Here is a 26,995-nt window from a genome sequence, read left to right as displayed (position 1 = left end):
CGCGCTCACACCGGTGCCCGGTCGTCGAGGAGCCCGCGGAGGAGCTCGGCCGTGCGCTTCGGGTCACGCTCGGCCAGGGCGGAAATGTCCTGGCGTCGGCGCTCGGCCGTGATCTCCTCGGTGGTGAGGATCTCGGTGGGCGCGTCGTCGTGCGGGATGGCCGGCAGCGCCACGGTCGGGGCGTCCCCGGCGCGGAGCGCGCTCCGGTCGTCGGCGCCGTCGACGGCGAGCGGCAGCTGGAACGTCTCGCCGCCGAAGGCGTCGAGCTCGCCGAGGTCGACGGCCTCCCGCTCCTGCTTGCGGCTGCGGCGGACCAGGAAGACCATGATCGCGATGAGCGCCAGCAGGCTGCCGAGGACGATGCCCGCGGTGCGGATCGCCGACCACAGCGACTGCTGCTGGTCGGCCTTCTGCTGTTCCTCGAGCGCCTTCGTCGCACGGTCGGCGGCGCTCGTGTCGAAGTCCATCATCGCGACGCGGACCTGGTCGCCGCGGGCGGTGTCGACACCGGCAGCCGCTGCCACCAGGTCGTTGATGCTCTGCAGGTTCGCGTTCTGCACAGCACCTGCCTTGGAGTTGAGGGCGACGGAGATCGTCTGCCGGTCGAGACCACCGGCCGGCAGCTGCGTCGTCTCGGTGGTGTGGTCGACCGCGTTGTTCTTCGTCGCGGACTCGTTCGTGTAGCCGTCGTCGCCGGAGGCGCTGCCGCTCGCGGTCCCGTTCGGCACCGCGATGTTGTCCGGGCCGAGCACGCCGGTCGCACCCGAGCCCGCGGCGCCGGAACCCGAGCCGTACTGCTCCGTCGACGACGACTCGTTGAGCGCCACCGGGCCGGTCGTCGGGGTCGTGTACGACTCCGACGTGCGCGTGCCCGAGTTCTGGTTCATCGTGCCGGACACCACGACCGTGGCGTTCCCGACGCCGAGCGTGGTGTCGAGGAGGTCCTGCACCTTCTTGCTCGTCGCGGCGTCGTAGTCGGCAGCCTGGTCGGCGCCGCTGCCGGTCGCGCCGGTGCCGACGGCGGAGAGCGTCTGGCCCTTCGAGTCGACCACGGAGACGTCGGTGGGCTGCATGCCCTCGACCGCCGCGCTCGTGAGGTGCACGATCGCCTGGACCTGGTCGGTGCTCAGCTCGGAGCCGTTCTTCGTCGCGATGAAGACCGACGCGGTCGGGTCCTTCTCCTTCGACACGAACACGGTCTTCTCCGGGATCGCGAGCTGCACGGTGGCGGTCTGCACGCCGTCCATCGCGCCGATGGTCTTGGCGAGCTCGCCCTCCATCGCCCGCTTGTACGTGACGTCCTGCTGGAACTCGGAGCTCGTCACGCCCATCTTGTCGAGCAGCGAGTAGCCGCCCTCGTTCGACGACGGCAGGCCGTTCGACGCGGCCTTGAGACGCTCCGAGTACACCTGCGCCTGCGGTACGAGGATCGTCGCGCCGCCGTCGGTGAGCTGGAAGGGCACACCGTCGGTCTGCAGCTGGTCGGTGATGGAGCTCGCGTCCGTGGCGGCCAGGCCGGTGAACAGCGGCGCGTACGACGCCTTGCCGAGCCAGCTCGCGAGGGCGATGCCGCCGAGCACGAGCGCGGCGATGACGAGGATCGCGATGGTCCGCTGGGCGGCGCTGAAGCCCTTGACGTAGGCGGCGAGACGACCGAAGAGGTCCTTGACGGCGACGGGCATCAGGCCTGCATCCTCATGATCTCGTTGAAGGCGTCGACGCCCTTGTTGCGGACGGCGGCGACGAGCTCGAGGGTGACCTGCGCACGGGTGGAGGCGATGGTCGCGTCGTGGATGTCGTCGAGGTTGCCGGTGACGGCCTTGAGCGCGAGGGTCTTCGAGTCGCTCTGCAGCTGCTGCAGCCCGTCGACGGCGTTGCCGAGGGAGGCGGCGAACCCGCTGCCGTCCGTGGCGCTCGTCGCGCTCGTCCCGCTCGTGCCGACGTCGCTCGACGTGCCGGACACGTTCGTGAGCGCGTTCGTCATCGCGTTGGTGGTCACACCGTTGACGGCGTCGATGGGCATCAGTTCTTCCCGATCTGCAGTGCCGCCTCGTAGGCGGTCTTCGCACGGTCCACCACGGCGGCGTTCGCCTGGTAGCCGCGCTGGGCCATGATGAGGTCCGCCATCTGCGTGCCGAGGTCGATGTCCGGCATGCGGACGTACCCTTCCTCGTTCGCGAGCGGGTTGTCCGGGTCGTAGGTCACCCGGCCGGCGGCGCTGCCGAACGCGGCGCCCTTGACGTAGGCGCCGGAGACGCCGTTGCCCTCCTGGACCTCGACGTAGCGGGCCTGGAAGGCGGTGTCGTCCATCGACTTCACCGTGTTGACGTTCGCGATGTTGTCCGACACCGCGTCGAGCCACTTGCGGTGCACGGTCATGCCGGTGCTCGCGATGCCGATCGCGTCGAAGGTCGTCACGAGTTCGTCCGCATCGCCGCACGGACGCTGGTGAGCTCGGAGTTCATCGCCTGCGTCGCGAACTGGTAGCGGAGCACGGTGTCGACGTTGGAGAGCGTCTCCTCGTCGAGGTTGACGTTGTTCCCGTTCGTGTTCGTCGGCTCGAGGCTCCGTGCGACGGTCGGCGTGGTGCTGCCGCTGCCGTCGACGATCGACTTCGCGAGGGCGTCCTCGAACTGGACCTTCTCGGCGTGGTAGTTCGGCGTGTTGATGTTCGCGACGTTGTTCGCGATCACGCGCTGGCGCATGGAGAGCCCGTCGAGCGCACTCTGCAGTGCTGCTGACGTCACGGAATCGAACACGGCGGACCGTCCCCTCGGTGTGCGACATCCCCTGTCGATGTCGCCGATTGGCGGTGGCCGATCCGTGGCCGAACTGGTGAGCGATCCGTGCTCGTGGGGCGCTGTCGGCCGGGCCGTGGGGGTCGTTAGCGCTCGCCCCGAACGGGGGGGCGGTGCGTCGTGCCACTCCGCTCGCTGCGTGCGCCGGGGCGTCGTCGTGGGGCGCGCGGGCGTCGTCGTGCGGCTCCGCTCGCTGCGTGCGCATGTTCCGACATCCCACCCGTCGATCACCGAGTGGAACGTCGAAACATGCACATGCATCGCGTGCGTGCGCATCGAGCGACGAAACACCCGTCGATCACCAGGTGCTGTGTCGCCTCATGCGTGTGCATGTTGCGACCGGGGCGGCGGCAGCGCCCGCGCGTCAGGCCGACGCGTCGAGGTACACGGACCCGCGCGGCTCCCGAGTCGCGTCCACCGCCCGGAGCGCACCCATGTGGCCGGCCGCCACACGACGGCCCGTCTCCAGGTCCGCGATCCGGTCCCGCTGCGCGGCGAGCAGCCTGGAGGCACGCCCCACCAGCTCGCGCGGCATCGGCCCCAGCCCGGTCGGCTCCGACCACTCCGAACCCGTCACGGGACCGGCCGTCGGTGCGGCGTCGCGCTCCAACTGGTCGAGCACCGCCACCCAGCCAGTGTCGTCCGTGTCGTTCGACGCGGAGGTCTCAGGCGACACCGAGCGCACCGCCAGCCGGACGCTGCGTCGACGTGACCGCCGGCAGCGACGCCGCGGCCTCGTGCCACGACTGACGGAGCGGCTCGAGGATCCGGATGCAGTCCCGGGTGGCCTGCACGTCGCGGTGCACGTTCGCGGTGATGAGCGACGTCGAGGCGTAGTTGTAGATCGCCATGAGGCCCTCGCCGCCGTCCCACGCGTCGATGCGCAGGGTGGAGGACAGCTCGCCGACGATCGCCTGGGCGTGCAGGAGCTGCTCGCGGGCGGCCTCCCAGTCGGCGGTGTTCTGGGCGGCCTCGGCGCGGTGCAGGTCGAGCAGCAACCGGTCGTAGAGCATCGTGACGAGCTGCGCCGGCGTCGCGGAGAGCACGGCCTCGTTGGTGTACTGGGCGCGCCGCTGGTCGGTGACGCTGCGGGGCTGCGCGGCCTGCCGGAAGGCGGCGGCCTGGAAGTCGAAGGCGTTCACGGTCGTTCCCGTCAGCTCGTGGTGGTCGCGAGCTGGCTGGCGAGCCAGCTCGACTGGGACTGGAGTTTGCTGAGGCTCGTCTCGAGCGACGCGTAGAGCGTCTGCAGGGACGCGCGACGAGCGGTGAGCCGGTCGGTCCAGCTGTCGATCTGGGTGTTGAGGTCCTTCGCGACGGACTGCTGCCCGGTGATCGACGTCGTGATCGAGCCGTCGTACTTGTCGGACGCCGCGGTGGCGGTGGCGCCGACGTTGGCGGCGACGCCTGCGAGCATGGCCTGGGTCCCCTGCGGGTCGGTCGCGAGGGCCTTCTGGAACACGTCGGCGTCGAAGGTGAAGTCGCCGTCCTTCGTGATGACGATGCCGATGCTCGACGGCGACTTGCCGCCCACCGGTGCGGACATCGTGCTGGAGAGGCGTTGGACGACGTCGCGGGTGGTCCCGTCGCCCATGAGCACACCGGCGGTCGTGGTGGTGGTGCCGCTCGTCGCACTCGTCGTGCTCGTCACCGCGGTGTTCGTCTTGTAGTAGGCGCTGATCGCGTTCATCGCGTCGACCAGTCCGGACGCCACGGCCTGGGCCTTGGTGGTGTCCTGTGCGACCCCGACGGTCACCGCGTCGGCGGATGCCTTCGACACCGTGACGCTGAGTCCCGGCACGAGGTCGGTGAACGTGTTCGTGGTGCTCGTCACGGTCTGTTCGGCGGCGGTGCCGGCCCAGAGGGTGACGCTGGCGTCCTTCGCCTGTGCGACCGTGGCCGCGCCGATCTCGGTGAGGACGTTCGTCGCCGTGCCCGCGGTGACCTGGTCGGCGGTGCCCCGGTAGACCTCGAAGGCGCCCGCTGCTCCGGTCTTCGCCGAGGTGAGCTGCAGGCGGTAGAGCTTCGTGCCGTCGGTGTCGGTGCCGGCGGCGACCTTCGTCGCGGTGACGCCGGCGCCGGACTTGTTGATCGCGGACACCGTGTCATCGAGCGAGCCGGACGCGGGTGTGACGGTCGTCTTGGTGCCGTCGGCTCCGACGAGCGTGATCGGCTGCGCGTCGGCGGCCCATGTGGCCATCGCGGCGGTGACGCCGACCTGTGCCGAGGCGGTGGAGCCGACCGTGAAGGTGATCGACCCGGCGCTGGCGTTCGCCCCGGTGACGGCGGTGACGCCGGACGACGAGCTGGTGGGGGTGAACACGTCGAGCGAGGTCGCCTTCGCGGCGTCCTTCGCCTTCGAGGCGAGGGTCTGCACCAGGCTGTTGATCGTCTGCAGTGACGAGATGAACGAGTTGGTGCTCGTGAGCTTGTTCTTGAGCAGCGTCTGCGGCACGCCCTCGACGCTCATCAGCGAGTTGATGAGGTCGGTGGTCTTGAGACCGCTGACGAGGCCGTCGATCGCGAGGCTGCTGGCCGATGACACGGACGACATCGAGGGCTCCCTGCCGTCGGTGGTGGAGGTCGGATGCGGACGACGCCGCTGCCCGGGGTACCTGAACGATCCCGGACAGCGGCGTCAGGACTGCTAGCGCAGGAGCGAGAGCACGCCCTGCGTGCTCTGGTTCGCCTGCGCGAGCATCGACGTGCCGGCCTGGCTGAGGATGTTGTCGCGCGTGTACTTGACCATCTCCTCCGCCATGTCGACGTCGGTGATCCGCGAACCGGCAGCGGTGAGGTTCTCCTTGGCCACGTTCGTCACGTTGATGGCGTGGTCGAAGCGGTTCTGGACAGCACCGATGTTCGAACGAGCGGTCGAGACGTTCTTGATCTGCGCGTCGATCGCGGTGATCGCGGCCTGCGCGTCCGTGGCGTTGTCGAAGGTCAGCGCGCTGACAGCCGTCGCCACGGTCGCGACGTTCGCGCCCGAGAGGTCCACGTCGATCTGGCTCGAGGCACCCGCGTTCGCGCCGACCTGGAACACCAGCTTGCCGTCGCCCGCTGCGCCGGCGGAGCCGTCGAGCAGGTTGATGCCGTTGAAGTTCGTGGACTGCGAGATGCGGGTGAGCTCCTTGGAGAGCTCGCCGACCTCGGTGGTGATCGCGGTACGCGAGTCGGCGTTGTTCGAGTCGTTACCGGCCTGGACGGCCAGGTCGCGCATGCGCTGGAGGATCGAGTGGGTCTCGGTGAGGCCACCTTCAGCGGTCTGCACGACGGAGATGCCGTCCTGTGCGTTGCGGGCGGCGACCGTGAGGCCACCGACCTGGGACTTCAGCCCCTCGGAGATCGACAGACCGGCCGCGTCGTCGGCAGCACGGTTGATGCGGAGACCCGACGAGAGCTTCTCGAGGGACTTCGACAGGTCGTTCTGCGTCGAGTTGAGGTTCCGGTACGTGTTGAGTGCCGAGAGGTTGGTGTTGATGGACATACCCATGGTGGTTTCCTCCGTGAAATCTGGGTCTTGCGTCGGCCCGTCCGTGGGCTGACATGGGTGACTCTCGACCGGTTGGCCGGAGCCGTTAGGGGTTCGACGAAAAATCTTCGCCGCGGCTCAGCTCGCCGCGACCACGGGGGTGGCGACGTCGTGCACGGCCCGCGCGACGCCGGCTGCGGCGTTCGCGGCGACCCGTGCGAGGTAGGCGCTCCGTCGTGCTGCGGTGGTGCGCGATGCGGGTTCGACGGCCACGCCCTCGTCGCCGTAGTGCGCTGCGAGTCCGTCGCGGAGCAGGCGCATCGCCTCGGAGCGCTGCTGCGACACCGCGGAGTGCGTGATCCCGAGTTCGGCGGCGACCTCGGTCACGGACCGGTCACCGAAGTAGACGTTCTCGACGATGAACCGCATCCGGTCCGGCAGCGCGTGCACGGCGGCGCGCAGGTACCGGCGCTTTTCCGCCTCGAGCAGGTCCTCGCCCGGCAGGGGCATGTCGGCGGCGAGCGTGTCGTGCACGGTCTCGTCGATGGGGCTGACGGTGCGGGCGGCGTCGCTCATCGCACCGGCGGCGGTCTGTCGGTCGACGCCCATCGCGTCGGCGATCTCCTCGACGCGGACGCTGCGGCCGAGTCGGGCGGACAGCGCCTCCTGCGTGGCGAGGGTCTCGCGGATCCGCTTCCGGGTCCCGCGGGAGGCCCAGTCGGCCGAGCGCATGTCGTCGGCGATGGCTCCGTTGATCCGGGTGCGGGCGTAGGCGCCGAACGGGACGCCGAGGTCGGGGTCGAACGCGTCCGCCGCGGCGACGAGTGCGAGGGACCCGACGGCGGCGAGGTCGTCGCGGTCGAGGTGCGTGGCGCGTGCTCGGACGTCGGCGACGATGTACCCCACGAGCGGCAGGTGCTCGACGATCATCGCGTTGCGTTCGTTGCGGTCCATGTTGTTCCCCTGGTCATCCCGACATGACTGACCCGTCCGTGGGCACGGCTGACGCCGGCCTCGGATGGCCGGTGTGTACGCCGAAGAACCACCCGGGTCCCTCCGGATGGTGCGTTCCGCGCCCCTGTGACGCGGTTGCGGGGCCGGTCGTGACCAGTCCCGCGGTGCGCTTCGAATGTATCGGCTGGCAAAGCCCTGAACGGGTGTACATCCGTCCCCAGTGCGGGGGTGCAGGGGCGCTTTCCCGGTCGTCATTTTGGGGGACACCGGGAGGGGAACGAGCGTTCTTGACCCCCGTCCTGGAGGCGCGGCTCGTCCCCGTCCCGTCGGTCCGGCGTCTGCGTGCTTACGGCCGGTGGTGACCTACCGATAGGTCCCGGTGTCCACAGGATGACCGACACACCCCCACGGGAGGAGCTGATGAGCGTGAACGAACTGTCCGCCGTGCTCTGGCGCGAACGCGAACTGCTCGAGCTGCTCACCTTCAAGCTCGAGGAGGAGCAGCTGCTGCTCGCCGCGGGCCGCTCCCGCTGGGTCTCGCACGCCAGCCGCGAGGTCGAGCAGGTCCTCGAGCGCCTCCGCAGCGCCGGCCTCGAGCGCGCCGCGTCGAGCGCCGAGGTCGCCGAGGAGTGGGGCGTCCCCGCCGACGCTCCCCTGCGCGAGGTCGTCGCCGCCGCACCCAACGGCCCCTGGGGCGAGATCCTCGCCGCGCACCTCACCGCCATGGTCGAGCTGACCACGCAGATCGGCTCGCTCCGCGACGAGAACGACCGCTTCCTCCGCACCGCCGCGCAGGCGACCGAGGAGACCCTCGCGGGTTCGGTCACGAACGCCTCCACCTACGACGCCACCGGCAGCTCCGGCTCCGGCTCGGACGGCGCCCGACTCTTCGAGGGGACCCTGTAACCGTGGTCAGCACCTTCGGCTCCCTCGCCACCGCGTACTCCGGTCTCGCCGCAGCCCGCGCCGGCATCGAGGTCACCGGCCAGAACATCGCCAACGCCGGAACCGCCGGGTACACCCGGCAGCGCGTGACGCAGTCGTCGATCCCGGCGGCGCAGACCGGCTTCATGCGCGGCACCGCGGCCCTCGCCGGCCAGGGTGTCTCGGTCGACGGGATCGCCCGTCTCGGTTCCCTCACCCTCGACGCCGGCGTCCGAGTGGCCTCCGGGTCCTCGTCGTACGCCGATGCCCGTGCCGCGGCGCTCTCCGCGCTCGAGACCGGTCTCAACGAGCCCGGTGACGACGGCCTCTCCGCGAAGCTCGACGCGTTCTGGTCGTCGTGGAGCGAACTGTCCACGCACCCCGACGACCCGGGAGCCGCGAGCGCGGTGATCGGTGCCGCGAAGACCGTCGCCGGTGCACTCGCGAGCGGCTCGAAGGCGGTCGATGCGCAGTGGTCCTCGGTCCACGCGACCGTGCAGGGTCAGGTGCAGCAGCTCAACGCCGCCGCCACGCAGGTCGCCGACCTCAACGGCCGGATCCGCACCGCGCTGGCGTCCGGCGGGAACGCGAACGAGCTCGTCGACCAGCGGGACCAGCTCACCGAGCAGATCGCCTCGCTCGCCGGCGGCACGGTCCGCGCGAACACCGACGGCACGGTCGACGTCCTCATCGGCGGCAACGCCATCGTGCAGGGCTCCGACGCGCGTTCCGTCGCGCTCGGTGGCGGCGCGCGGCTCGCCGACGGCGCGCCCGTCACGCTGAAGTGGACCTCCGGGACCGCCGGCGCGGTGTCGATGTCCGGCGGGTCGATCGGCGGCAACCTGTCGCTCCTGGCACCGGCGACCGCGAACGGCACCGGCGGCGCACTCGCCGAGGCCTCGGTCTCCTACGACCAGGTCGCGACGAAGCTCGCGACCGCGGTCAACGCGGTGCACGCCACCGGCACCACCCCCTCCGGCACCACGGGGAACCCGTTCTTCGCACTCACCGCCGGCGTCCCGGCGGCGCAGGCGCTGACGGTCGTCCCGACGGACGGCAGCGGTCTGGCGACGCGGAACGCGTCGGGCCAGCTCGACGACTCGTTCACGGACGCGCTCTCGCGACTCGGCACGGCGTCCGACGGTGCCGACCGGTCCTGGGCGACGTTCGTGGCGGGGGTGGGCACTGCCTCCAGGTCCGCTGCGTCGGAATCGACGCTCACCGGACTCGCCCTGACCAACGCGCGGTCGCAGCAGCAGTCCAGTGCCGGGGTCGACCTCGACGAGGAGAACGTGAACCTGCTGAGCTACCAGCACGCGTACCAGGGCGCGGCGCGCGTCCTGACCGCGGTCGACGAGATGCTCGACACACTCATCAACCGCGTCGGACTCGTCGGGAGGGGCTGACCGTGATCACCCGTGTGACCACCCAGATGTCGATGACAGCCGCCACGGCGCGGCTGCAGGCCGGCGCCGCGAAGCTCGCCCAGCTCACCGAGCAGGCCACCACGCTCAAGAACATCCAGCGCCCCTCCGACGACCCCGTCGGCACGGTGTCGTCGATGCAGGTCCGCAAGGAGCAGGCGGCCGCCGCGCAGTACACGCGGAACGCGAACGACGCCGTCGGCTGGCTCGCCACGACCGACAGCGCCCTGTCGAGCGTGTACTCGGTGCTCGGCAGCGTGCGCGACCTCGCCGTCCAGGCCGCGAACACCGGCACGATGAGCGACACCGACCGTGACGCGTTCATCACGCAGTTCCAGGCGCTGAAGACCGACCTCGAGTCTCGCGCGAACAGCACCTACGGCACCCGCTCGGTGTTCGCCGGTTCCTCGACCTCGGCCACCCCCTACGACCCGGCGACCGGCTGGGCACCGTCGGGCACGGACGTCACCCGCCGCATCGGCGACGGCACCACCGTCCGGGTGGACACCTCCGGCGCCGACGTCTTCGGCTCGGGCGGCTCGTCGGTCTTCTCGATGATCGACTCCATCGTCAGCGACCTGCAGAACGGGGTGAACGTGAACGCCAAGATCACCGACGTCGACGCCGCGATCGACACCGTCCGCGGCGCCCAGGCCGACGTCGGCGTCCGCCACGCGACCGCCCTGGCCGCCCAGGACTCGCTGAAGACCGCCACCGTCTCGCTCGAGAACCGACGCGCCGGCATCGAGGACAAGGACCTCGCGAAGGCCGTCCTCGACCTGCAGGTGCAGCAGACCAACTACCAGGCAGCCCTCGCCGTCACCGCGAAGGTCCTGCAGCCGACCCTGATGGACTACCTCCGATGAGCATCGACCTGACCTTCGCCGTCCCGCCCTTCGGCCTCTCCCCCGCCCCCGTCTTCACACTGACCCCGGTCGACGGTGCCGACGGCCTGTTCACGCTGGTCGGCGACGACGCACGGCTGTACGTGCTCGACGCGTCGGTGCACCTGCCCTCGTACGCGCCCGAGCTGACCGACGAGCAGGCCGCCGGACTGGCGCTGACCGACCCCGCGGACGCGATGCTCCTCGTCGTCGCCAACCCCGGGGCGTCCGGCACGACGGTGAACCTGCTCGCGCCGATCGTCGTGAACGCCCGGACCGCCGTCGGTGCCCAGCTCATCCTGGAGGACCAGGACCTGCCGCTGCGCGCGGAGCTCGCCCGGCGCTGAGCGCGCGCCGGGCGGCCGCGGTCGACGCGGTCGACGCGGCGTGCGCGGCGGGGCGATGTCGCCGGTCGCGCCGGCGGTCCCCGTCCCTGCCGCCCGTCCCCGCCCGTGCCGCCCGTCGAAACTTGCACACGCATACTTCGACGTCCCACGCGTCGTTCGACGGGTGGAACGTCGAACCATGCACACGCAGAAGTTCCACGGACATCGATCGACATCCCACCTGACGTTCGACGGGTGCTTTGTCGCAAGTGGCACGTGCATCGAGCGACACGCTTCCTCCACAGGACAGACGCCGACGCGAGTTGTGCACTGATCAGCTGTCGGAGCGTCGCCAACGAGTCCGCTCCACGACGCTGAGGCCGTGACCAGAGCAGAAGACATCCGTCTCATCCGAACAACGGGACTCCCCGGTGCCGAGCGGCGAGCACTCGAGCGCGCGGCCCGTCGTGGTCAGCTCGAACGGATCCGGCCCGGCGTACTCGTCGAACCCGGGTCGTTGGACGGTCTCCACCCGAACGAGCGCCATGCCGTTCTCGTCCGAGCGTCGGCAACCCGGATGCGCCCTCAAGACGTCCTCTGTCACGAGTCCGCGTGTGCGGTGCTCGGGCTGCCCTTCGTCGGGACCTGGCCGTCGAAGGTGCACGTCGCCGATCCGACGACCACGCACACGAGGGTCACCGCGTGGTTCGTCCGTCACGGAGTCGGAAATCGACCACCGACCGCCGTACTCCGCCATCGAGGGACCGCAACCACGACCCCTGGCCGGACCGTCGTCGACGTCGCAGCGAGTCGGCCGCTGCTCGGTGCGCTGCCCGTGGTCGACGACGTCCTCCGAGCGGGGTCGGCCACGGTGCGAGAGCTCGAACTCGAGACCGGGCGTCTCGACAAGGGACGGGCGAAGGCCGCGCTGGCGATCGGGATGGGGTCGGCGTCGTCCGGGTCGCCGGCGGAGTCGGTGTGCCGGGTGCGCTTCCGGCAGATCGGGGCGCCGGAACCCGAACAGCAGCACGTCTTCGCCCGGCCCGGGGAACGCACTGCCACCGTGGACTTCTGGTTCCCGGAGCACGGCGTCGTGGTCGAGGTCGACGGCCGCGCGAAGTACAGCGAGGCCACGATGCTCGACGGCCGCTCCACCGCGGATGCGCACTGGCAGGAGAAGCGACGAGAGGACTTCATCCGCTCGTTCCCCGATGTCCGCTTCGTCGTCCGCCTGAGCTGGGCCGACCTGATGGACCCGGATCGTGTCCGGGCAGCGCTCGTGCGCGCGGGTGTGCCGTGCCGGTGAGCGACGCGGAAGATCGCTGGGGGACGCGACCCGACGGCACTCCCATGCTGGCGGCGTACCGTCGACCGCATGGCCCGAGAGCAGAAGGACCAGGCGATCGTGCCCTTGCCGGTCTCACCTGTCACGTCCCGATCCGACGACTCCGACGCACGAGTCCCCGTCCCCGAGCGGTCCGCCGGCTGGGTGAAGATGCTCGACCGCGTGCTCAGCGTGCAGCGCCCGGTCGTGGTCGCGCACGTCCGCAGTCTCCGGCGACGGCACCCCGATTCGTCCCCGGCGGAGATCATCCAGATCCTCGAGCGGCAGTACCTCACCGCCGTGACGACGGGTGGTGCCGCGGTCGGGGCGAGTGCCGTGATCCCCGGTGTCGGGATGGCAGCGGCGCTCGGACTCAGCGGCGCGGAGACCGTCGGGTTCCTCGAGACGACCGCGCTCTTCGCGCAGTCGGTGACCGAGGTGCACGGCATCGCGCTGGAGGACCCGGAGCGCGCCCGCATGCTCGTCATGGCGATGATCCTCGGGACGCCGGGAACGCAGCTCATCAACCAGCTCGCCGGTCAGGTCGCCGGCGGTCAGGTACGGACGGCCTTCTGGGGCGAGATGGTGACGTCCTCGCTGCCGAAGCAGGTGGTCACCGGCATCGGCGGCCAGGTCCGCGACCAGTTCATCAAGCGCTTCGCCGCCCGGCAGGGCACGACGATCGTGGGGCGTGCCCTCCCGTTCGGCATCGGTGCGGCGGTCGGTGGCCTCGGCAACCACGCGCTCGGTCGGAAGGTGATCCAGGCCTCGCGGACCGGGTTCGGGCTGCCCCCGGTCCAGTTCCCGATCGTCCTCGAGCCGAAGCAGCCGAAGCAGCCGAAGGAACTCAAGCCGTCCAAGCAGCCCAAGGAACCCAAGCAGTCTGGGGAGCGTCGCGCGCTCCCCTGGCGGAAGAGCGGTCGCGAAGACCTCTGGACCCAGACGGACCAGACGGATCAGACGGATCAGACCGACAAGACCGACCAGACCGACCGGCCCGGCACGACGGACCAGACCGACCACTGACGGACTGGAGGCGCGGTGCCAGCCCGCCCCGCGCCTCCAGTCAGACAGCCGATCGCGTCAGCGAGCCCGCACCGGCGTCGTCACCACCTGCCCGGCATGGGCGAACCCTCCGCCGAAGCCGAACAGCAGCGCCGGGACTCCTTCGGGCAGGTCGCCGCGCGCCCAGGCCTTCGACAACCCGAGCGGCACGCTCGCCGCCGAGGTGTTCCCGGACTCGACGACGTCGCGCACGACGTACTTCGACTCGCCTCCGAGCGCGGTGACGAGCGGCTCGATGATCCGCAGGTTCGCCTGGTGGAACGCGAACACCTGGATGTCGTCGAGGGTCAGGCCCGCGGCGGCGACGGCTGCCCGGGCATGGTCGGCGGCTTCGGTGATGGCCCAGCGGTAGATGGAGCGACCCTCCTGGCTGAAGCGCTCGGGGTCCCCGGAGACGAGGACGGCTTCTTCCAGGTGCGGCACGCTCCCCCACGAGACCGGCCCGATCATCGCGGTGTCGGAGACACCGAGGACGGCGGCGCCCGCACCGTCACCGACGAGCACACACGTCGACCGGTCCGACCAGTCGACGATGCCGGAGAGGATCTCGGAACCGATCACGAGCGCGACGTCGGTCGACCCGACCCGGATCGCCTGGTCGGCCAGGGCGACGCCGTACTCGAACCCGCTGCACGCGGTGTTGATGTCGATGGGAGCGGCGGACGGTGAGAAGCCGAGGGCGGCGGCGACCCTCCCGGCGGTGTACGGCGCACGGTCCCGGTGCGTGGTCGACGCCACGATGACGAGACCGACCTCGGACGGCGCCACACCGGCGTCGGCGAGGGCGTTCCGTGCCGCTTCGATCGCCATCGACGTGACCGTGTCGTCGGGTCCGGCGATGTGGCGGGTCTCGATCCCGGTTCGGGTGCGGATCCACTCGTCGGTCGTGTCGACCATGGTCGAGAGTTCGTCGTTGGTGAGGACCTTGGCGGGCTGGTGGTGCCCGAACCCGAGGATCCGGCTGCCTCGGAGTGCTGCGGTGTTCATCCTCGGCACGCTACTCCGCCTCGCAACGCTGTCATGCGCGGCGCGGAATACATCACCCGCGGGCAGCCGCCGTCGACCGGTCGTTCGCCTTCTTGATCGCGTCGACCAACTCGCCCTTGTTCATCTTCGACCGGCCGCTGACGTCGAGCCGCTTCGCGACGTCCATGAGGTGCGCCTTCGATGCGTTCGCGTCGACCCCGCCTTCGGTCTTCCCGGAGCCGCGCGACCCCGCCGCGCCGGAGTCCGACGGCCCGGAGGACTCCTTCTCCTCCCAGTGGTCGCCGACCTTCTCGTACTCGTGCTTCACGGCAGCGAACGCCGTGCGGTGCGCACGCTCACCGGGGCCGTACGACTCGTTCGCCGAGTCGAGCGCCTTCTCGAAGATCTCCTGCGCGTGCGCCGGAGACCGCTGCAGGGTGCTGGGGATCTCGTCCTTCGCGGGCATGGCTCGTTCCTCTCGTTCGACCCAACCTGACTACTCCCCTCTCCCCGACCGGTACTCCCAGTGCCTGCCACGCACGACCCCGATCGCGTAGACCAGACCCATGGAATACACACACCTCGGTCGTACTGGGCTGTCGGTCTCGCGCGCAGTGCTCGGCACGATGAACTTCGGACCGGAGACCAGCGAGGACGACTCGCACGCGATCATGGACCGGGCGCACGAGCTCGGCGTGAACTTCTTCGACACCGCCAACGGCTACGGCGGCTCGGTGGGCAAGGGTGCCACCGAGGAGATCATCGGGCGCTGGTTCGCCAAGGGTGGCGGGCGTCGCGAGAAGACGGTCCTCGCGACGAAGGTCTACGGCGACATGATCGACTGGCCGAACGGCGGCAAGCTCAGCGCCTTCAACATCCGCCAGGCGCTCGACGCCAGCCTGCAGCGTCTGCAGACGGACCACATCGACCTGTACCAGTTCCACCACGTCGACCGTGCGACGCCTTGGGACGAGATCTGGCAGGCCATCGACGTCGCCGTGCAGCAGGGCAAGGTGCTCTACGTCGGTTCGTCGAACTTCGCCGGCTGGCACATCGCGCAGGCCCAGGAGGCCGCCAAGCGCCGCCACACCCTCGGCCTCGTCAGCGAGCAGTCGATCTACAACCTCGTCGTCCGCGACATCGAGCGCGAAGTCCTGCCCGCCGCCCGCGAGTACGGTCTCGGCGTGATCCCGTGGTCGCCGCTGCAGGGTGGCCTCCTCGGCGGCGTCATCGAGAAGACCGAGAACGGCTCGCGTCGTCTCTCGGGCCGCAGCGCCGAGTACGTCGACTCGCACCGTGACCAGCTCACCGCCTACGAGTCCTTCGCGAAGGAGCTCGGCCACACCCCCGGCGAGCTCGCCCTCGCGTGGCTGCTGCACCAGCCCGGCGTCACCGCGCCGATCACCGGCCCGCGCACGATGGAGCAGTGGGAGTCCGCGGTCCGCGCCGTCGACATCCGCCTCGACCAGCGTGCGCTGGACCGGCTCGACGAGATCTTCCCGGGGCACAAGACCTCGCCGGAGGACTACGCCTGGTGACGTCCCCGACGGAACCAGCGGGTCGCTGACGCGACCATCTGCCTGGAGGCGCGGTGCGGGTCGGACCCGCACCGCGCCTCCAGTCCGTGGTCACGTCCAGAACGCGACCAGCGTCGCGATCAGAGGCGCGCGATCTCGTCGTCCTGCAGGCCGATCGCGCGCAGGTACGCGTCGACCGAGCCCCAGCGGCGCTCGACGTGGTCGATGACCGTCGTCATGATCTCCGGCACGCACCGTTGCGCGATCGCGGTGGCCTCGGGGTCGACGCTGGCCGCGCGTTCCCGTGCGAAGCGGTCGACGAGACCGACAGCACTCGCGGCGTAGTCCTCGCCGACCGCGTCGATGCTGTCGCCCCAGTGCCGTGCGAGCAGCGCGCTGACGATCCCCGTGCGGTCCTTCCCGGCCGAGCAGCACACCAGCACGTCGCCGTCGGTGGCCGCGACGGCGCGGAGCGCTTCGGCGATCCCGCTGCGGTGCCGGTCGAGCCAGTCGATGTACTGGTCCTCGAGGGCGATCGCCCCGGCGGCCGACTCGAGGCCCGATGACGGATCGAACATCGGGACACCTCGGTAGCCGGGGGTCGTGGCGAGGGGATGCGGCACGGCGGCGGTCTCGTCGACCCGGCGGAGGTCGATCACCGCGGCGAGACCGGGCGGGTACGCCTCGGGTCCGACGAGCTGGGTGTTCGCCCGGTACACCGTGCGGGGCCGGCCGGCCTGCAGATCGTCGCCGCCGACGGGGCGGAGGTTGGTGAGGGCGCTCGACACCATCCAGTCGAAGACCTTTGGAACCGCGCCGTCGGCGAGCTCCTCTACTCGCTTGCCAACCTCGCACAACAACGCCCGACCTGACCCGGAACCAAGGCGGTAGTTCGCGTTCATCCGACGAAGAAATGCGTCTACCTCCCGGTCCTCGGCGCCATCAGCACCCAACGAGACGAACTCCTTCGACATTCCAGCAAGCTCTTCGCGGCTGAACCCGTCGATGTAGAAGTCGACGTAGTCGCCAACGGACGAGTAGTCATCCCACCAGTATTGGTAGAGGTTCTCCAGGAAGCCCCCGAGGAGAGGAATAGGCTCGGAGTAGTTCTCGTACCCGATCTCGGCCAATCCAGTCATGTCACCCTCCGAGCCGGGTCGGGTACGCGGTCCGGACCACGAAACCGCCTGGACTGTTCTTGTCCCACAACAACTGCATCCACATCTGCTTCCGTCTGTGAGGACCCCATCACTGAACCGCCGTCCGATCACCCGATCGAACGTCGCGGTGATCGTGAAGATCCTGGGTTTGGGCTTGCGCTCCGTGTTCAACCAGTTCGAGATCTCGTCGGCTCGGCTGTCCAGGGTGCGGCGATCGATCATCGCTTCACAACGACCCGGGCGGCACCGTCTCCTTCAGTCGAACTCGACGCGGAGATCCGAGGCATCCCAGATGTCCTTGATCCTCAAGCCAAGGTCTCGGAACCGTTCGTCCGCGGGGGTCGGCAGATCGATTTCTACCGCCTCACCGAAGCGGCGAGCACGAAAGTCCACAACGAACTCGTTCGGTTTGTTGATGATGGTCTGGAACGCCGCACCAGCCGTGACCGATGCATGCAGCATTGACCCACCAGGAATCGCTGAAGCCAATGAAAGCGTGAATCCCCGAGCCGGTTCCGCGACGCCCTCGACTTTGTACGGCGACGAAGCGACGAGTCCCGACCACGACCTCTCATCTGCACTGTCGACGTTCCGATCGTGGACCGTCCATATTCCATCGAACACAGGCAGCGCAACTTTGATCGCGGCGGAAGTCTCAACCAGACGCGCAGCGATCACGTCCGCAGACTCGGGCCTTGCATCCCAGTCTGCCACGAGGTACCAGTCGGTGACATTGGTCTGCACGCTTACCATCCCTTGAAATCGCGAGGCATCTCGATGTATTCTACCGATACATTCCTCAGTCGTCGAATCGCGTGGGCGAATTCTGCTGCGATATCCGGGTCCCGTGTGAATACCCATCGCAACTGCACGTTTGGGTCCTCAAGCGCGTTGAGTTTTGCCATGGCCGACTTGGCCCATCCCTCGATCATCTCTGCCTTCCGGGCCGGCGACAGGCTTTGCAACCAGCCGTAGTTGCCCTTCACCTCGGTGACAGTCGGGCGCCCATCGACAATGCTGAAGTCATCGAGCTTCAGCGGGTGAGTCGGATGTGCTTGATTCGGCACCTCGTACTCGGGGATCCGGCCGTCGGGCAGCGATTTGATCCCCGTCACCCACTCCTGGTCGAGCATCCCCTTGCCACCCTCGATGCGCTCGCTTGCGATCCAATGTCCAACGTGGCCATGCTCGGCCGCTCCGATGGTGGGCTGCAGGTCCCGTGCGGTGTCCGGCGGACGGAAACCAGTTCGAGATTCCATCTGTGCGTGCTCGAGTTCCCGCGGAGAGTCAGCGACGTGTCCGCGCACCCCATCTGACGGATCAAGGGCACCGGCACCATCGCCGTGAGCGCTTCCGGGAGACGCAGCGGGGTCGACCCCTGATTCCGTCCCAGCGTGAGGCATCGATTCCTGGCCTACCGCCGGACGCGGGGTCGTCCCACCCTCCACCCGATCCGCCACCGAGTGCAACCAGTGCGACCCCGGCTCCGGATGCCCCACCTCGATGTGCGGCCGCCCGACCCCGACGCCGAAGCCGTCCGGCGTCGCCTGGGCGTGCTCGACGCTGACCTTCACGGTGGGGATCTTGTCCCCGAGCCCTCGGAGCGCATCCGCGAACCCGCCACGCCCCCGCGCCAACAGGTCCGAAACCCCCGACAACGCCTTGCCCGGCAGGCTCGACAGCGCATCCCCGACCCGCACGATCGTGGTGCCGGCGGCCGCGACCTTCGACCCGATGACCGCGAGCTTGCTGCCGTCCGCACCGAGCACCGCGAGCCGCGACCCGAGCGCCGCGACCTTCGCGCCCGCGCCGATCTCGCCCGCGCCGGGGATGAACAGCGTGCCGATGTTGAACGTGGCACCACCGGCCGCGTGGGCGGGGTCGTCCCGCCAGTCCTCCGGCGACCCGACGAAGCCCTCGACGAGGGTCTTCTGCTGGTCCATGATGCTGCGGGCGGTGTCACCGACGACGTCGGGCAGGACGCCCTTCGGCAGCGCCGCGGCGATGAGGAGCGGCGGGCTGCCCATCAGGACGATCAGCCCGAGGGACTCCGCGAAGCCCTTCCACGACTGCGCCGCCCAGTCGCCGTCGCCCCACTCGCCGGTCTGCGAGTTGTAGCCGACGAGGCCGCCGAGTCCGTCGATGGTGCCGGTCAGGGCGTCGTCCATGCCGGAGTTGAACGACTCCGAGCAGGACTGGTCACCGCGGCCGGTGCTCCCCCACGGCATCGGTTCGTTCGCCTTGACGGCAGCGTTGTAGTCGACGGCCTGCACCTGGGGCAGACACATGTCGGTGCGCAATCCGTTGATCGCGTTGACGCACTCGGCGGAGGCGGCGGAGAGCTTCGTCTCCTGCGCGGCGACCTTGGTGAGCAGCTCGTTGTTCTCGTCGACGTACGGCGTGTACTGGTCCCACGGCAGGTGCACGTCGTCGAACTGCTGGCCGAAGTTCTCGACGAGCCCGACGATGCCCTGGTTCGCGGGGTGCTCCGGGTCCCACGGGCCGACGGTCTTGCCCTTGAGGGCCTTCTCGACGAACGTCGCGGCCTCGGCCTTCAGCTCGACGAGCCGCTTCGCGATCGGTGCGACGGCGGTCGCGTAGTCGCCGATGGACTTCGACGCCTTCTGCAGGGTCGCGGCGAGTGCGGCGGTGTCGGTCTCGACGCCGTCCATCACGGCGAGCAGGTCGGCCGAGTCCGGCGTCGTGTAGCTGCTGCCGAGCTTCGCCCACGCCGTCTTCACCTCGCCGCCGCGGGTCTCGACGTCGGTGGCGGAGGTCGAGAACGCCGTGCCCGCCGTGTCGACCTTCGCAGCGTCGATGTTGGCGCCGGGGATCGAGTCCGGATCGATGAGCCCGTCGGCGCGGCACTGGCTGGTCACTGGTCACCATCCAGGTCGAAGGCCGAGAAATCACCGTCACGGGAGGCACGGATCGCGTTGGTCTGCGCCGTCGCGGCCATCTCATCGTCACCGTGGTAGTAGGCGAGGGTCGCCGTGGCAGCACCGGCGAGACCGGCCGTGATGTGGTTGCCGACGCGCTCGAGCAACGTCGAGTGCGACTCGATGAGCGCGGCGACCGCACCCGCGACCGCCTGGTCATCGCCGACGGCGGTCGTGAGCGCGGCGTGGGCATCGGCGAGACCGTCGAACGCGGTCGAGAGGTTGGTCGCCGCGGTCTCGGTGTCGGTGAGCGTCGTCTGCACGCCCGCGGGCTCGATCTGCCAGCCGTTCCCCATGACTCCCCCTGGTCGTCGTCCCGTTCGGTCAGTGTGATCGCGTCGTCACTGCACGGTTCGGGACTCCGCCGTTCCCCCGGCGGCGTCCGCGATGCTGCGCACGATCCGCTCGGCCGTCCCCCGGAACGGGGGTTGCGCGGCCGCGTGGACCTCGGTCCACCATAGCCGATCACCCGCCACCGACAACGGTCTGGTGAGCAGCCGCTCCGCGTCCGTGACGCTGTCGAGCCGGCGCGACTGGAAGAGCGTGAGGAGCACCACGCCACCGTCCGAGACGAGCTGCAGCGCATCGCCCGCCCAGAGTTGGCGGATGCCGATCCCCGGGTCGACCGCGGCGGCCCCGGCCAGCACGGCAGCAGCGTCGACGTGGTCGGTGGTCAGGATGGTCCACTCGACGCTCATCGGTCCGCCCCGAATCCCAGGAGCTCGACGGCACGCGGGCCGAGCGCGGTCCCGAGCTCGGCGAGCCGTCGCCAGCGGGCCTCCACCTCGGCGCCGCCGGTCAACCCGACGGTCGACGGCGAGAAGTCGAGCAGCAGCGACGGCACCCGCGGCGGCCCGACCGGGCTGGCACCGATCGGCAACGCACCGGCGTCCACGCCGAGGTCCCGCACGGCCGCGGCGCCCACGACCGCTCCGAGGGGGACGGGCATGCCACGCTGCCGAGCGGCGAGGGTCGCGTCCGGGTGCCCGCCGGACCGCCACGCGGTGCCGAGCAGCACCCGTTGCCGCCGTGCGAGGCCGGCCAGGACGTCGACGACCGGACCGTCCACCGGAGGCGACGTGTCCCCGGGGGCCGGCACCGTGCCTCCCGGCCGTGGCAGTGCCAACCGTGTCTCCTCGGTGACGCCCGTCGCGGACCGTTCGATGCGGAGTTGCACCGCGGCGACGCCGCCGTCGATCGGGGCGACGGCGACCAGCCGGGTCGGACGGGGCGCGCGGCCACGCGCGAAGTCGGTGACGGCGCCGACGCTCCACGCGAGCGTGGCGGGTTCCACCGTTCCCCAGCCGGACGGGGCTGTGCCGGCGAGTCCCCCGAGCAGGAGCTCGGCGGTGCGGCCGATGCCCGCCTGCTCCGTGGCGGGGTGGTGGACGGAGACGATCAGCTCGACCCACGGGACCTCGTCGGCACCGAGCCGGGTGGTCCGCGGCGACGCCTGCGGGGCGAGCATCGCGGTCGCGACGTCGTCGGCGACCTCGGAGGAGCCGGCGGCGCGGTAGCGGTCGCCCTCGCGGACGACCCACGCGCTGCCCGTGCGCCGGAGCATCGCGGCCATCGCCGGCGTGAGGCGGCTGGTGGGCGGCGTGAGCAGCACGAACGCGAGGTCGGCGGCCCGTGTCTCGAGCACCAGGCCCATGCGGGCGGAGGAGAGCGACACGATCGCGGCGTCGGTCTCGGAGACGACGAAGCCGGGCCCGACGGCGTCGACGAGCGGGTGCGCGAGGGTGACGTCGTCCACGCGCCCACCCTAGCCAGCACGAGCGGGACCCAGCACGACCCGACCCGGCACGACGACGGGCCCCGCGCTGCTGTGTGCGCGGGGCCCGTCGGACGGGTGGTGCTGGTGACTAGCGGACGGAGACCGGGGTCTCGTCGCGGTCCTCGTAGAGGACGTAGCCCTCTTCACCGTGGACGGCGGTGTCGATCCCGGCGACCTCGTCCTCGGTCTTGACGCGGAAGCCCATGGTCTTCTCGATGATCCAGCCGATGAGGAAGGCGAGGATGAACGAGTAGGCACCGACGGCACCGGCAGCAGCGGCCTGCTTGCCGAGCTGGGCGAACGAACCGGAGTAGATCAGGCCGGTGTCGTTGGCGAAGAAGCCGAGGTACAGCGTGCCGACGATGCCGCCGACCAGGTGGACGCCGACGACGTCGAGCGAGTCGTCGAAGCCGAGGCGGTACTTCCAGTCGATCGCGAAGCAGCAGATGATGCCCGCGAGGAAGCCGAGCAGGATGCCCCAGCCCGGGGTGAGCGCGGCGCACGCCGGGGTGATCGCGACGAGGCCGGTGACGGCACCCGAAGCGGCACCGATCGAGGTGGCCTTGCCGTCCTTGAGCTTCTCGACGAGCAGCCAGCCGAGGATCGCGGCGGCCGGGGCGGCGAGCGTGTTCACCCAGGCGATCGAGGCGATGCCGTCAGCAGCACCCTCGGAGCCGGCGTTGAAGCCGAACCAGCCGAACCAGAGGATCGCCGCACCGAGGAGGACGAAGGGCGGGTTGTGCGGCTTGTGCGCACCCTTGGCGAAGCCGACGCGCTTGCCGAGGACGATCGCCAGGGCGAGACCCGCGGCACCGGCGTTGATGTGCACCGCGGTGCCACCGGCGAAGTCGATGACGCCCCACGTCGCGGCCCAGCCGGAGGTGAGGTTGAACACCCACGAGGCGACCGGGAAGTAGACGACCGTGACCCAGATGCCGGCGAAGACCATCCACGCGCCGAACTTGGCGCGGTCGGCGATGGCACCGGAGATGAGCGCGACCGTGATGATCGCGAAGGTGGCCTGGAAGCCGACGAACGCCATCTGCGGGTAGGCGACGTCGTTGGCGCTGGAGCGCGCCGCCTCGAACGCCTGACCGAGACCGATCTGGTTCCAGTCGATGCTGAAGAACCCGACGGCACCGGAGACCGCCGTGCCGTCGCCGTGGTTGGCGAACGCGATCGCGTAGCCGTAGAGCACCCAGAGGACCGCCACCAGGGCGATCGCTCCGAAGGACATCATCATCATGCTGATGACGGACTTGGCCTTCACCAGACCGCCGTAGAAGAACGCCAGGCCTGGCGTCATGAACAGCACGAGTGCCGCCATGATCAGCAGGAAGCCTGTCTGGCCCTGATCAAGCATCATTCACCTCTCGATTGCACCAACGGCTCTTGGACCGCTTCGGGTGTGACGAGTCTGGCGACGTGAGGTTTCACGGGGGAGCACGAAGTGTTTCGCGGGTGTAACGCGACGGCGCTCTGTGTAAACGTCGTGTTTCGTGCCACGGGCAGTCCCCTGAACGAGGGACCTGCGGGCGATCAGACGAGGGACCTCGGGCGATGAGGCGCGGATCAGGCGCGGCTGAGCGCGACCACGCGGCTCGCGGCGCGGAGGTACTTCTTCCGGTACCCGCCGCCCAGCATCGTCTCCGGGTACACCTGGTCGAGCGGGGTGCCGGACGCGACGATCTTGACCTGCGCGTCGTAGAGCCGGTCGACGAGCGCCACCCAGCGGAGCGCGTCGGTCTGGTCGGTGAAGGGCTGCACGTCGGTGAGCCCGACGGCGTCGAGCCCCTCGACGATGGCGACGTACCGCGACGGGTGCACGGAACCGAGGTGCTCGACGACGGCGCGGAAGTCGTCGAGCGTGACCTCGCCGTCCGGCAGCGAGCCCGGCACGTCGGCGACGACGCGTGCGGACTCGTCGACCGCGCGGCGGCGGTAGTCGAGACCGTCGATGCGGAGGGTGTCGAAGCGGTCGGACATCGCCTGGATCTCGCGGAGGAAGTCCTGCGCGGCGAACCGGCCCTCGCCGAGCGCACCCGGCGGGGTGTTCGACGTCGCCGCGAACCGGGTGCCGGACTCGGAGAGCTCCTTGATGAGCCGGGTCATCACCATCGTGTCGCCCGGGTCGTCGAGCTCGAACTCGTCGATGCAGACGAGCGCGGTGCCGCGGAGCAGGTCGACGGTGCCCTGGAACCCGAGGGCCCCGACGAGCGCCGTGTACTCGATGAAGGTGCCGAACGTCTTGCGCCCGTCGGCCGCGTGGTACGCCGCGGCGAGCAGGTGGGTCTTGCCGACGCCGAACCCGCCGTCGAGGTACACGCCGGTCTTCGCCGCCTGCTCGGGCTCGCGGCGACGCCGACCGAACAGTCCGCGACGGGGTGCCTCCGGCTGCGCGGCGACGAACGACTCGACGGCGTCCCGCACCGAGGCCTGGGACGGGTAGTCGGCATCCGGCCGGTACGAGGCGAACGACGCGTCCGTGAACTGGGGCGGCGGGACCAGCGACGCCGCCATCTGCTGCGGGGTGACCTGCGGGTCACGGTCGACGAGGTGTGCGGGCGCGGTGTTCGCGGACAATCGAGGGGGCCCTTTCGGGAAGCATGTCGTGCGGTGTCACGTTGCAGGAGGCGACGGCACCTCCGCGTACCGTTGCCCGGGGCACCGACGACCGATCCTAGTCCGGTGCCCGCACGACGAGCCGTCGCCGGACGGACCCGTCGCCAGGACACAACCGCACAGCACCCGCCAGCACCCCCCCAGCACCAGGAGGAACCCCGATGACCGCACCGGTCGACCCGTCCGAGAAGTTCGCCGCCTACGCGCACCCCGAGCGCCTCGTCTCCACCGAGTGGCTGCAGGAACAGCTGGACGCGGGCGCCGGTTCCCCGGACCTCGTGGTGGTCGAGTCCGACGAGGACGTCCTCCTCTACGAGACCGGACACGTCCCCGGCTCGGTGAAGATCGACTGGCACACGGACCTCAACGACCCGGTGCAGCGCGACTACATCGACGGCGAGGCCTTCGCCGCACTGGTCGGCGGCAAGGGCATCGGCCGTGACACCACCGTCGTCATCCACGGCGACAAGAACAACTGGTGGGCCGCGTACGCCCTCTGGGTGTTCACGCTCTTCGGCCACGAGGACGTCCGCCTGCTCGACGGCGGCCGCGCGAAGTGGATCGCCGAGGACCGCGCGCTCACCACCGACCGCACCGACGTGACCCCCGTCGAGTACCCCGTCGTCGAGCGCAGCGACGCTCCGGTCCGCGCCTTCAAGGAGGACGTCCTCGCCCACCTCGGCAAGCCCCTCATCGACGTCCGCAGCGCACCGGAGTACTCCGGCGAGCGGACCACCGCGCCGGACTACCCGGAGGAGGGCGCCCTCCGAGCCGGCCACGTCCCGACCGCCGTGAACATCCCGTGGGCGACCGCCGCCGCACCCGACGGCACCTTCAAGTCCCGCGAGGAGCTCGACGCGATCTACCGCGAGGGCGCCGGCATCGGCGACGCGGACGAGGTCATCGCCTACTGCCGCATCGGCGAGCGGTCGAGCCACACCTGGTTCGTCCTGCAGCACCTGCTCGGCTACGAGAACGTCCGCAACTACGACGGTTCGTGGACGGAGTGGGGCAGCGCGGTCCGCGTCCCGATCGCGCTGGGAGCGGAGCCGGGTACAGTCCCGAACCGATGAGCGACACCACCACGACGAACGACGACATGACCGACGCACTCCCCCGGGCACTCGCCGAGATCCGCGAGGACTTCCTCGAGCTGTCCCAGCAGGACCGCCTGCAGCTGCTCCTCGAGTTCTCGAACGAGCTCCCGGCGCTGCCCGCGCGGCTGCAGGGCCACGAGGACGAGCTCGAGCGCGTCGAGGAGTGCCAGTCCCCCGTCTTCATCACGGTGACGGTGGGCGAGGACGGCGACGCCCCCGGCATCGTCCGCATGCACGCCACCGCACCGCGTGAGGCGCCGACGACGCGCGGTTTCGCGTCGATCCTGGCGCAGGGTCTCTCCGGGCTCACGGTCGAGCAGGTGCTCGCCGTGCCGGCCGACTACCCGCTGACGCTCGGGCTGTCCGAGGCGGTCAGCCCACTGCGGATCCGCGGCATGGTGGGGATGCTCGGCCGGGTGCAGCGGCAGGTGCGGGCCGCGGCCTCGTAGACGCGACCCGATGACGGCCTGGAGGCGCGGTGCCAGCTGGCACCGCGCCTCCAGGCCGCGTCGGTCGCCTCTACCGCGCGCTGGTCGCGTCGTCCCGCTGGACCACCTCGGTGAGCCACGCGAGGATGCGGGCGTCGAACCAGTCGGCGTCGTAGTTCCAGAGCTTCGTGTGCCGCGCGGTCGTCTGGACCTCGAGCCGGACGATGTCCGGCCGGGCCGCGGCCAACCGGTGCGACGCCGAGGACGGGACGAACCCGTCGTCGTCGCTGTGCAGCAGCAGGATCGGCACCGTGAGTTCGTCGGCCCGGGCGACCATGTCGAGCTCGCGGAGGTCGACGGGGTGGTGCAGGCCGGTCGCACGGTGCAGGACCGGCGTGCGGAGCAACCGCTGGGCGACCTTGCGGACCGGCCGGGGCAGGCGGAGGAGCTGGCTCTGCGACTTGAGGACCGCGTGCCAGTCGACGACGGGCGACTCGAGGACGATGCCGTCGACGAGGTGTGCGAAGCGGGAGCGGAGGAGCGTCTGCAACACGACGGCTCCGCCCATCGACCACCCCATCAGCACGACGCTCGTCGCACCGCGGCCGGCGACCCAGCGGAGGACGGCGTCGACGTCCTCCCACTCGGTGCTGCCGAGACCGTAGCGGCCGTCGACGCTGCGCGGGGCCACACCGTCGTTCCGCCACGAGGCGAGGACGACCGAGTAGCCGGCGGCGCGGAAGACCGGGAGGGCGCGGATCGTCTCGGCACGCGTCACGCCGCGGCCGTGCACGAGGACGGCCCACGGCGCGTCCGGGTCGTCGGCGCGGACCACCCACGCCGGAGCGGGGCCGTTCGGGGTCGGGACGTCGACGTCCTCCACCGGCACGTCCAGCTCGCCGGGGGTGAGGTAGAACCAGCCACCCCAGCGACCGCGGCGCGCGGCGGTCGGGTCGCCGGCGTCGACCGCGATGATCCGCCGGGTGACGGTGGTCTCCGTCGTGCCGAGGACCTCGCCGACCCGCATGTGGCCGGTGCCGCCGCCGAACCAGAGGCTGTACCGCCCCTGCAGCTCGGTGTCCGCCGTGCGCTCGATCGTGACCGTCTTCCGGACCGGGTCGACGGCGTGGATCGGTACCCGTTCGGTGCGCTTCCGGTCCGGCGTGACGACCGCACGGGCGACCGCTGCGACGAAGCCGCCGATGACGGCGGTGGTGACCGCGGCTGCCGCGACCCCCGCTCCGAGGGCGATCAACCCGGCCGATCGTGCGGACCCCTGGACGACGTCCTCGGCGGGTCGCGCTGATCGGGACATGGTCCG

General features: G+C 70.3%; 29 protein-coding genes and 1 pseudogene. 10 read left to right on the top strand and 20 right to left on the bottom strand.

The genetic code is table 11. The annotated features are described in order from the left end of the window. Window positions 1-5: 5 nt before the first annotated feature. From fliF to DEJ28_RS08570, 9 genes are all read right to left on the bottom strand, one after another. Window positions 6-1,682 (bottom strand): flagellar basal-body MS-ring/collar protein FliF, encoded by a 1,677-nt coding sequence (fliF, locus tag DEJ28_RS08610; protein WP_111115529.1) that lies wholly within the window; start codon window positions 1,680-1,682, stop codon window positions 6-8. Next, complete coding sequence (gene fliE / locus DEJ28_RS08605; RefSeq protein WP_181433702.1) at window positions 1,682-2,023, bottom strand: flagellar hook-basal body complex protein FliE; 342 nt, start codon at window positions 2,021-2,023, stop codon at window positions 1,682-1,684. The genes fliF and fliE overlap by 1 nt, the downstream gene beginning before the upstream one ends. Further along, entirely contained in the window at window positions 2,023-2,418 is a 396-nt protein-coding gene (locus DEJ28_RS08600) for a flagellar basal body rod protein FlgC (protein ID WP_258368047.1), read from the bottom strand. Before DEJ28_RS08600 ends, fliE begins: the two co-directional genes overlap by 1 nt. Further along, window positions 2,415-2,759 carry a flagellar basal body rod protein FlgB gene (locus tag DEJ28_RS08595; protein WP_111115530.1) on the bottom strand — a complete coding sequence of 115 codons (345 nt, stop codon included), beginning with the start codon at window positions 2,757-2,759 and terminating at the stop codon, window positions 2,415-2,417. The genes DEJ28_RS08600 and DEJ28_RS08595 overlap by 4 nt, the downstream gene beginning before the upstream one ends. A gap of 403 nt (window positions 2,760-3,162) precedes the next feature. Continuing rightward, entirely contained in the window at window positions 3,163-3,426 is a 264-nt protein-coding gene (locus DEJ28_RS08590; RefSeq protein ID WP_146248847.1) for a hypothetical protein, read from the bottom strand. A gap of 37 nt (window positions 3,427-3,463) precedes the next feature. Beyond that, on the bottom strand, window positions 3,464-3,940 hold the full coding sequence (gene fliS, locus DEJ28_RS08585) for a flagellar export chaperone FliS (RefSeq protein WP_111115532.1): 477 nt from the start codon (window positions 3,938-3,940) through the stop codon (window positions 3,464-3,466). Between the two features lie 11 nt (window positions 3,941-3,951). Then, complete coding sequence (gene fliD, locus DEJ28_RS08580) at window positions 3,952-5,349, bottom strand: flagellar filament capping protein FliD (protein WP_111115533.1); 1,398 nt, start codon at window positions 5,347-5,349, stop codon at window positions 3,952-3,954. 93 nt (window positions 5,350-5,442) lie between these two features. After that, window positions 5,443-6,288, bottom strand: a complete 846-nt coding sequence (locus tag DEJ28_RS08575) for a flagellin N-terminal helical domain-containing protein (RefSeq protein WP_181433703.1) — start codon at window positions 6,286-6,288, stop codon at window positions 5,443-5,445. A gap of 117 nt (window positions 6,289-6,405) precedes the next feature. Next, window positions 6,406-7,221 carry a sigma-70 family RNA polymerase sigma factor gene (locus tag DEJ28_RS08570; protein ID WP_111115535.1) on the bottom strand — a complete coding sequence of 272 codons (816 nt, stop codon included), beginning with the start codon at window positions 7,219-7,221 and terminating at the stop codon, window positions 6,406-6,408. A 420-nt stretch (window positions 7,222-7,641) separates the two neighbouring features. Here DEJ28_RS08570 and DEJ28_RS08565 point away from each other — a divergent pair, with 420 nt between their 5' ends. From DEJ28_RS08565 to DEJ28_RS08540, 7 genes and pseudogenes are all read left to right on the top strand, one after another. After that, window positions 7,642-8,127 (top strand): flagellar protein FlgN, encoded by a 486-nt coding sequence (locus tag DEJ28_RS08565; RefSeq protein ID WP_111115536.1) that lies wholly within the window; start codon window positions 7,642-7,644, stop codon window positions 8,125-8,127. A 2-nt stretch (window positions 8,128-8,129) separates the two neighbouring features. Next, window positions 8,130-9,551: a flagellar hook-associated protein FlgK gene (gene flgK, locus DEJ28_RS08560; RefSeq protein WP_111115537.1), complete on the top strand. Its 1,422-nt coding sequence runs from the start codon at window positions 8,130-8,132 to the stop codon at window positions 9,549-9,551. 2 nt (window positions 9,552-9,553) lie between these two features. Continuing rightward, complete coding sequence (gene flgL / locus DEJ28_RS08555; RefSeq protein WP_111115538.1) at window positions 9,554-10,435, top strand: flagellar hook-associated protein FlgL; 882 nt, start codon at window positions 9,554-9,556, stop codon at window positions 10,433-10,435. Continuing rightward, window positions 10,432-10,800: a flagellar assembly protein FliW gene (gene fliW / locus DEJ28_RS08550; protein ID WP_111115539.1), complete on the top strand. Its 369-nt coding sequence runs from the start codon at window positions 10,432-10,434 to the stop codon at window positions 10,798-10,800. Before flgL ends, fliW begins: the two co-directional genes overlap by 4 nt. 637 nt (window positions 10,801-11,437) lie before the next feature. Continuing rightward, window positions 11,438-11,611: pseudogene (locus DEJ28_RS18065) on the top strand (hypothetical protein); the annotation flags it as partial. A 3-nt stretch (window positions 11,612-11,614) separates the two neighbouring features. Then, window positions 11,615-12,085, top strand: a complete 471-nt coding sequence (locus DEJ28_RS08545) for a putative endonuclease domain-containing protein (RefSeq protein WP_146248848.1) — start codon at window positions 11,615-11,617, stop codon at window positions 12,083-12,085. Window positions 12,086-12,154: 69 nt separating this feature from the next. Then, a complete protein-coding gene (locus tag DEJ28_RS08540; protein ID WP_181433704.1) occupies window positions 12,155-13,129 on the top strand; it encodes a hypothetical protein in 975 nt (324 codons plus the stop codon). Window positions 13,130-13,186: 57 nt separating this feature from the next. On the opposite strand, the gene DEJ28_RS08535 is transcribed toward DEJ28_RS08540, so the two are convergent. Continuing rightward, window positions 13,187-14,155 carry a beta-ketoacyl-ACP synthase 3 gene (locus tag DEJ28_RS08535; protein ID WP_111115542.1) on the bottom strand — a complete coding sequence of 323 codons (969 nt, stop codon included), beginning with the start codon at window positions 14,153-14,155 and terminating at the stop codon, window positions 13,187-13,189. Window positions 14,156-14,207: 52 nt separating this feature from the next. Beyond that, window positions 14,208-14,600 carry a ChaB family protein gene (locus DEJ28_RS08530; RefSeq protein WP_111115543.1) on the bottom strand — a complete coding sequence of 131 codons (393 nt, stop codon included), beginning with the start codon at window positions 14,598-14,600 and terminating at the stop codon, window positions 14,208-14,210. A gap of 100 nt (window positions 14,601-14,700) precedes the next feature. Here DEJ28_RS08530 and DEJ28_RS08525 point away from each other — a divergent pair, with 100 nt between their 5' ends. Then, entirely contained in the window at window positions 14,701-15,672 is a 972-nt protein-coding gene (locus DEJ28_RS08525; RefSeq protein ID WP_111115544.1) for an aldo/keto reductase, read from the top strand. A 119-nt stretch (window positions 15,673-15,791) separates the two neighbouring features. Here the strand turns inward: DEJ28_RS08525 and DEJ28_RS08520 are convergent, their stop codons facing one another. From DEJ28_RS08520 to zapE, 8 genes are all read right to left on the bottom strand, one after another. Beyond that, window positions 15,792-16,790 carry a tyrosine-protein phosphatase gene (locus DEJ28_RS08520; RefSeq protein WP_181433705.1) on the bottom strand — a complete coding sequence of 333 codons (999 nt, stop codon included), beginning with the start codon at window positions 16,788-16,790 and terminating at the stop codon, window positions 15,792-15,794. Between the two features lie 276 nt (window positions 16,791-17,066). Then, the gene (locus DEJ28_RS08515) at window positions 17,067-17,555 is read right to left on the bottom strand and encodes a hypothetical protein (protein ID WP_146248849.1); all 489 of its coding nucleotides are present in this window, start codon (window positions 17,553-17,555) and stop codon (window positions 17,067-17,069) included. Window positions 17,556-17,557: 2 nt separating this feature from the next. Beyond that, window positions 17,558-19,690 carry a hypothetical protein gene (locus DEJ28_RS08510; protein WP_111115547.1) on the bottom strand — a complete coding sequence of 711 codons (2,133 nt, stop codon included), beginning with the start codon at window positions 19,688-19,690 and terminating at the stop codon, window positions 17,558-17,560. Then, complete coding sequence (locus DEJ28_RS08505) at window positions 19,687-20,046, bottom strand: DUF6507 family protein (protein WP_111115548.1); 360 nt, start codon at window positions 20,044-20,046, stop codon at window positions 19,687-19,689. Before DEJ28_RS08505 ends, DEJ28_RS08510 begins: the two co-directional genes overlap by 4 nt. 45 nt (window positions 20,047-20,091) lie before the next feature. Further along, on the bottom strand, window positions 20,092-20,448 hold the full coding sequence (locus DEJ28_RS08500) for a hypothetical protein (protein ID WP_111115549.1): 357 nt from the start codon (window positions 20,446-20,448) through the stop codon (window positions 20,092-20,094). Beyond that, window positions 20,445-21,506 (bottom strand): DUF6177 family protein, encoded by a 1,062-nt coding sequence (locus tag DEJ28_RS08495; RefSeq protein ID WP_111115550.1) that lies wholly within the window; start codon window positions 21,504-21,506, stop codon window positions 20,445-20,447. The genes DEJ28_RS08500 and DEJ28_RS08495 overlap by 4 nt, the downstream gene beginning before the upstream one ends. A gap of 109 nt (window positions 21,507-21,615) precedes the next feature. Then, a complete protein-coding gene (locus DEJ28_RS08490; RefSeq protein ID WP_258368049.1) occupies window positions 21,616-22,893 on the bottom strand; it encodes an ammonium transporter in 1,278 nt (425 codons plus the stop codon). A 206-nt stretch (window positions 22,894-23,099) separates the two neighbouring features. After that, the gene (zapE, locus tag DEJ28_RS08485) at window positions 23,100-24,110 is read right to left on the bottom strand and encodes a cell division protein ZapE (protein WP_258368050.1); all 1,011 of its coding nucleotides are present in this window, start codon (window positions 24,108-24,110) and stop codon (window positions 23,100-23,102) included. Window positions 24,111-24,310: 200 nt separating this feature from the next. Between zapE and DEJ28_RS08480 the strand changes: the two genes are divergently transcribed. Beyond that, window positions 24,311-25,222 (top strand): sulfurtransferase, encoded by a 912-nt coding sequence (locus tag DEJ28_RS08480; RefSeq protein ID WP_111115551.1) that lies wholly within the window; start codon window positions 24,311-24,313, stop codon window positions 25,220-25,222. Further along, complete coding sequence (locus DEJ28_RS08475) at window positions 25,219-25,695, top strand: SufE family protein (RefSeq protein ID WP_502866950.1); 477 nt, start codon at window positions 25,219-25,221, stop codon at window positions 25,693-25,695. The genes DEJ28_RS08480 and DEJ28_RS08475 overlap by 4 nt, the downstream gene beginning before the upstream one ends. A 70-nt stretch (window positions 25,696-25,765) precedes the next feature. On the opposite strand, the gene DEJ28_RS08470 is transcribed toward DEJ28_RS08475, so the two are convergent. After that, a complete protein-coding gene (locus DEJ28_RS08470) occupies window positions 25,766-26,989 on the bottom strand; it encodes an alpha/beta fold hydrolase (RefSeq protein ID WP_181433706.1) in 1,224 nt (407 codons plus the stop codon). Window positions 26,990-26,995 lie beyond the last annotated feature (6 nt).

This window comes from Curtobacterium sp. MCPF17_002 (genome assembly GCF_003234115.2).
In the GTDB taxonomy this organism is placed as follows: domain Bacteria; phylum Actinomycetota; class Actinomycetes; order Actinomycetales; family Microbacteriaceae; genus Curtobacterium.
Note: the sequence above shows the minus strand (reverse complement) of the source record. Positions and strands in the feature narration are given on the sequence as shown.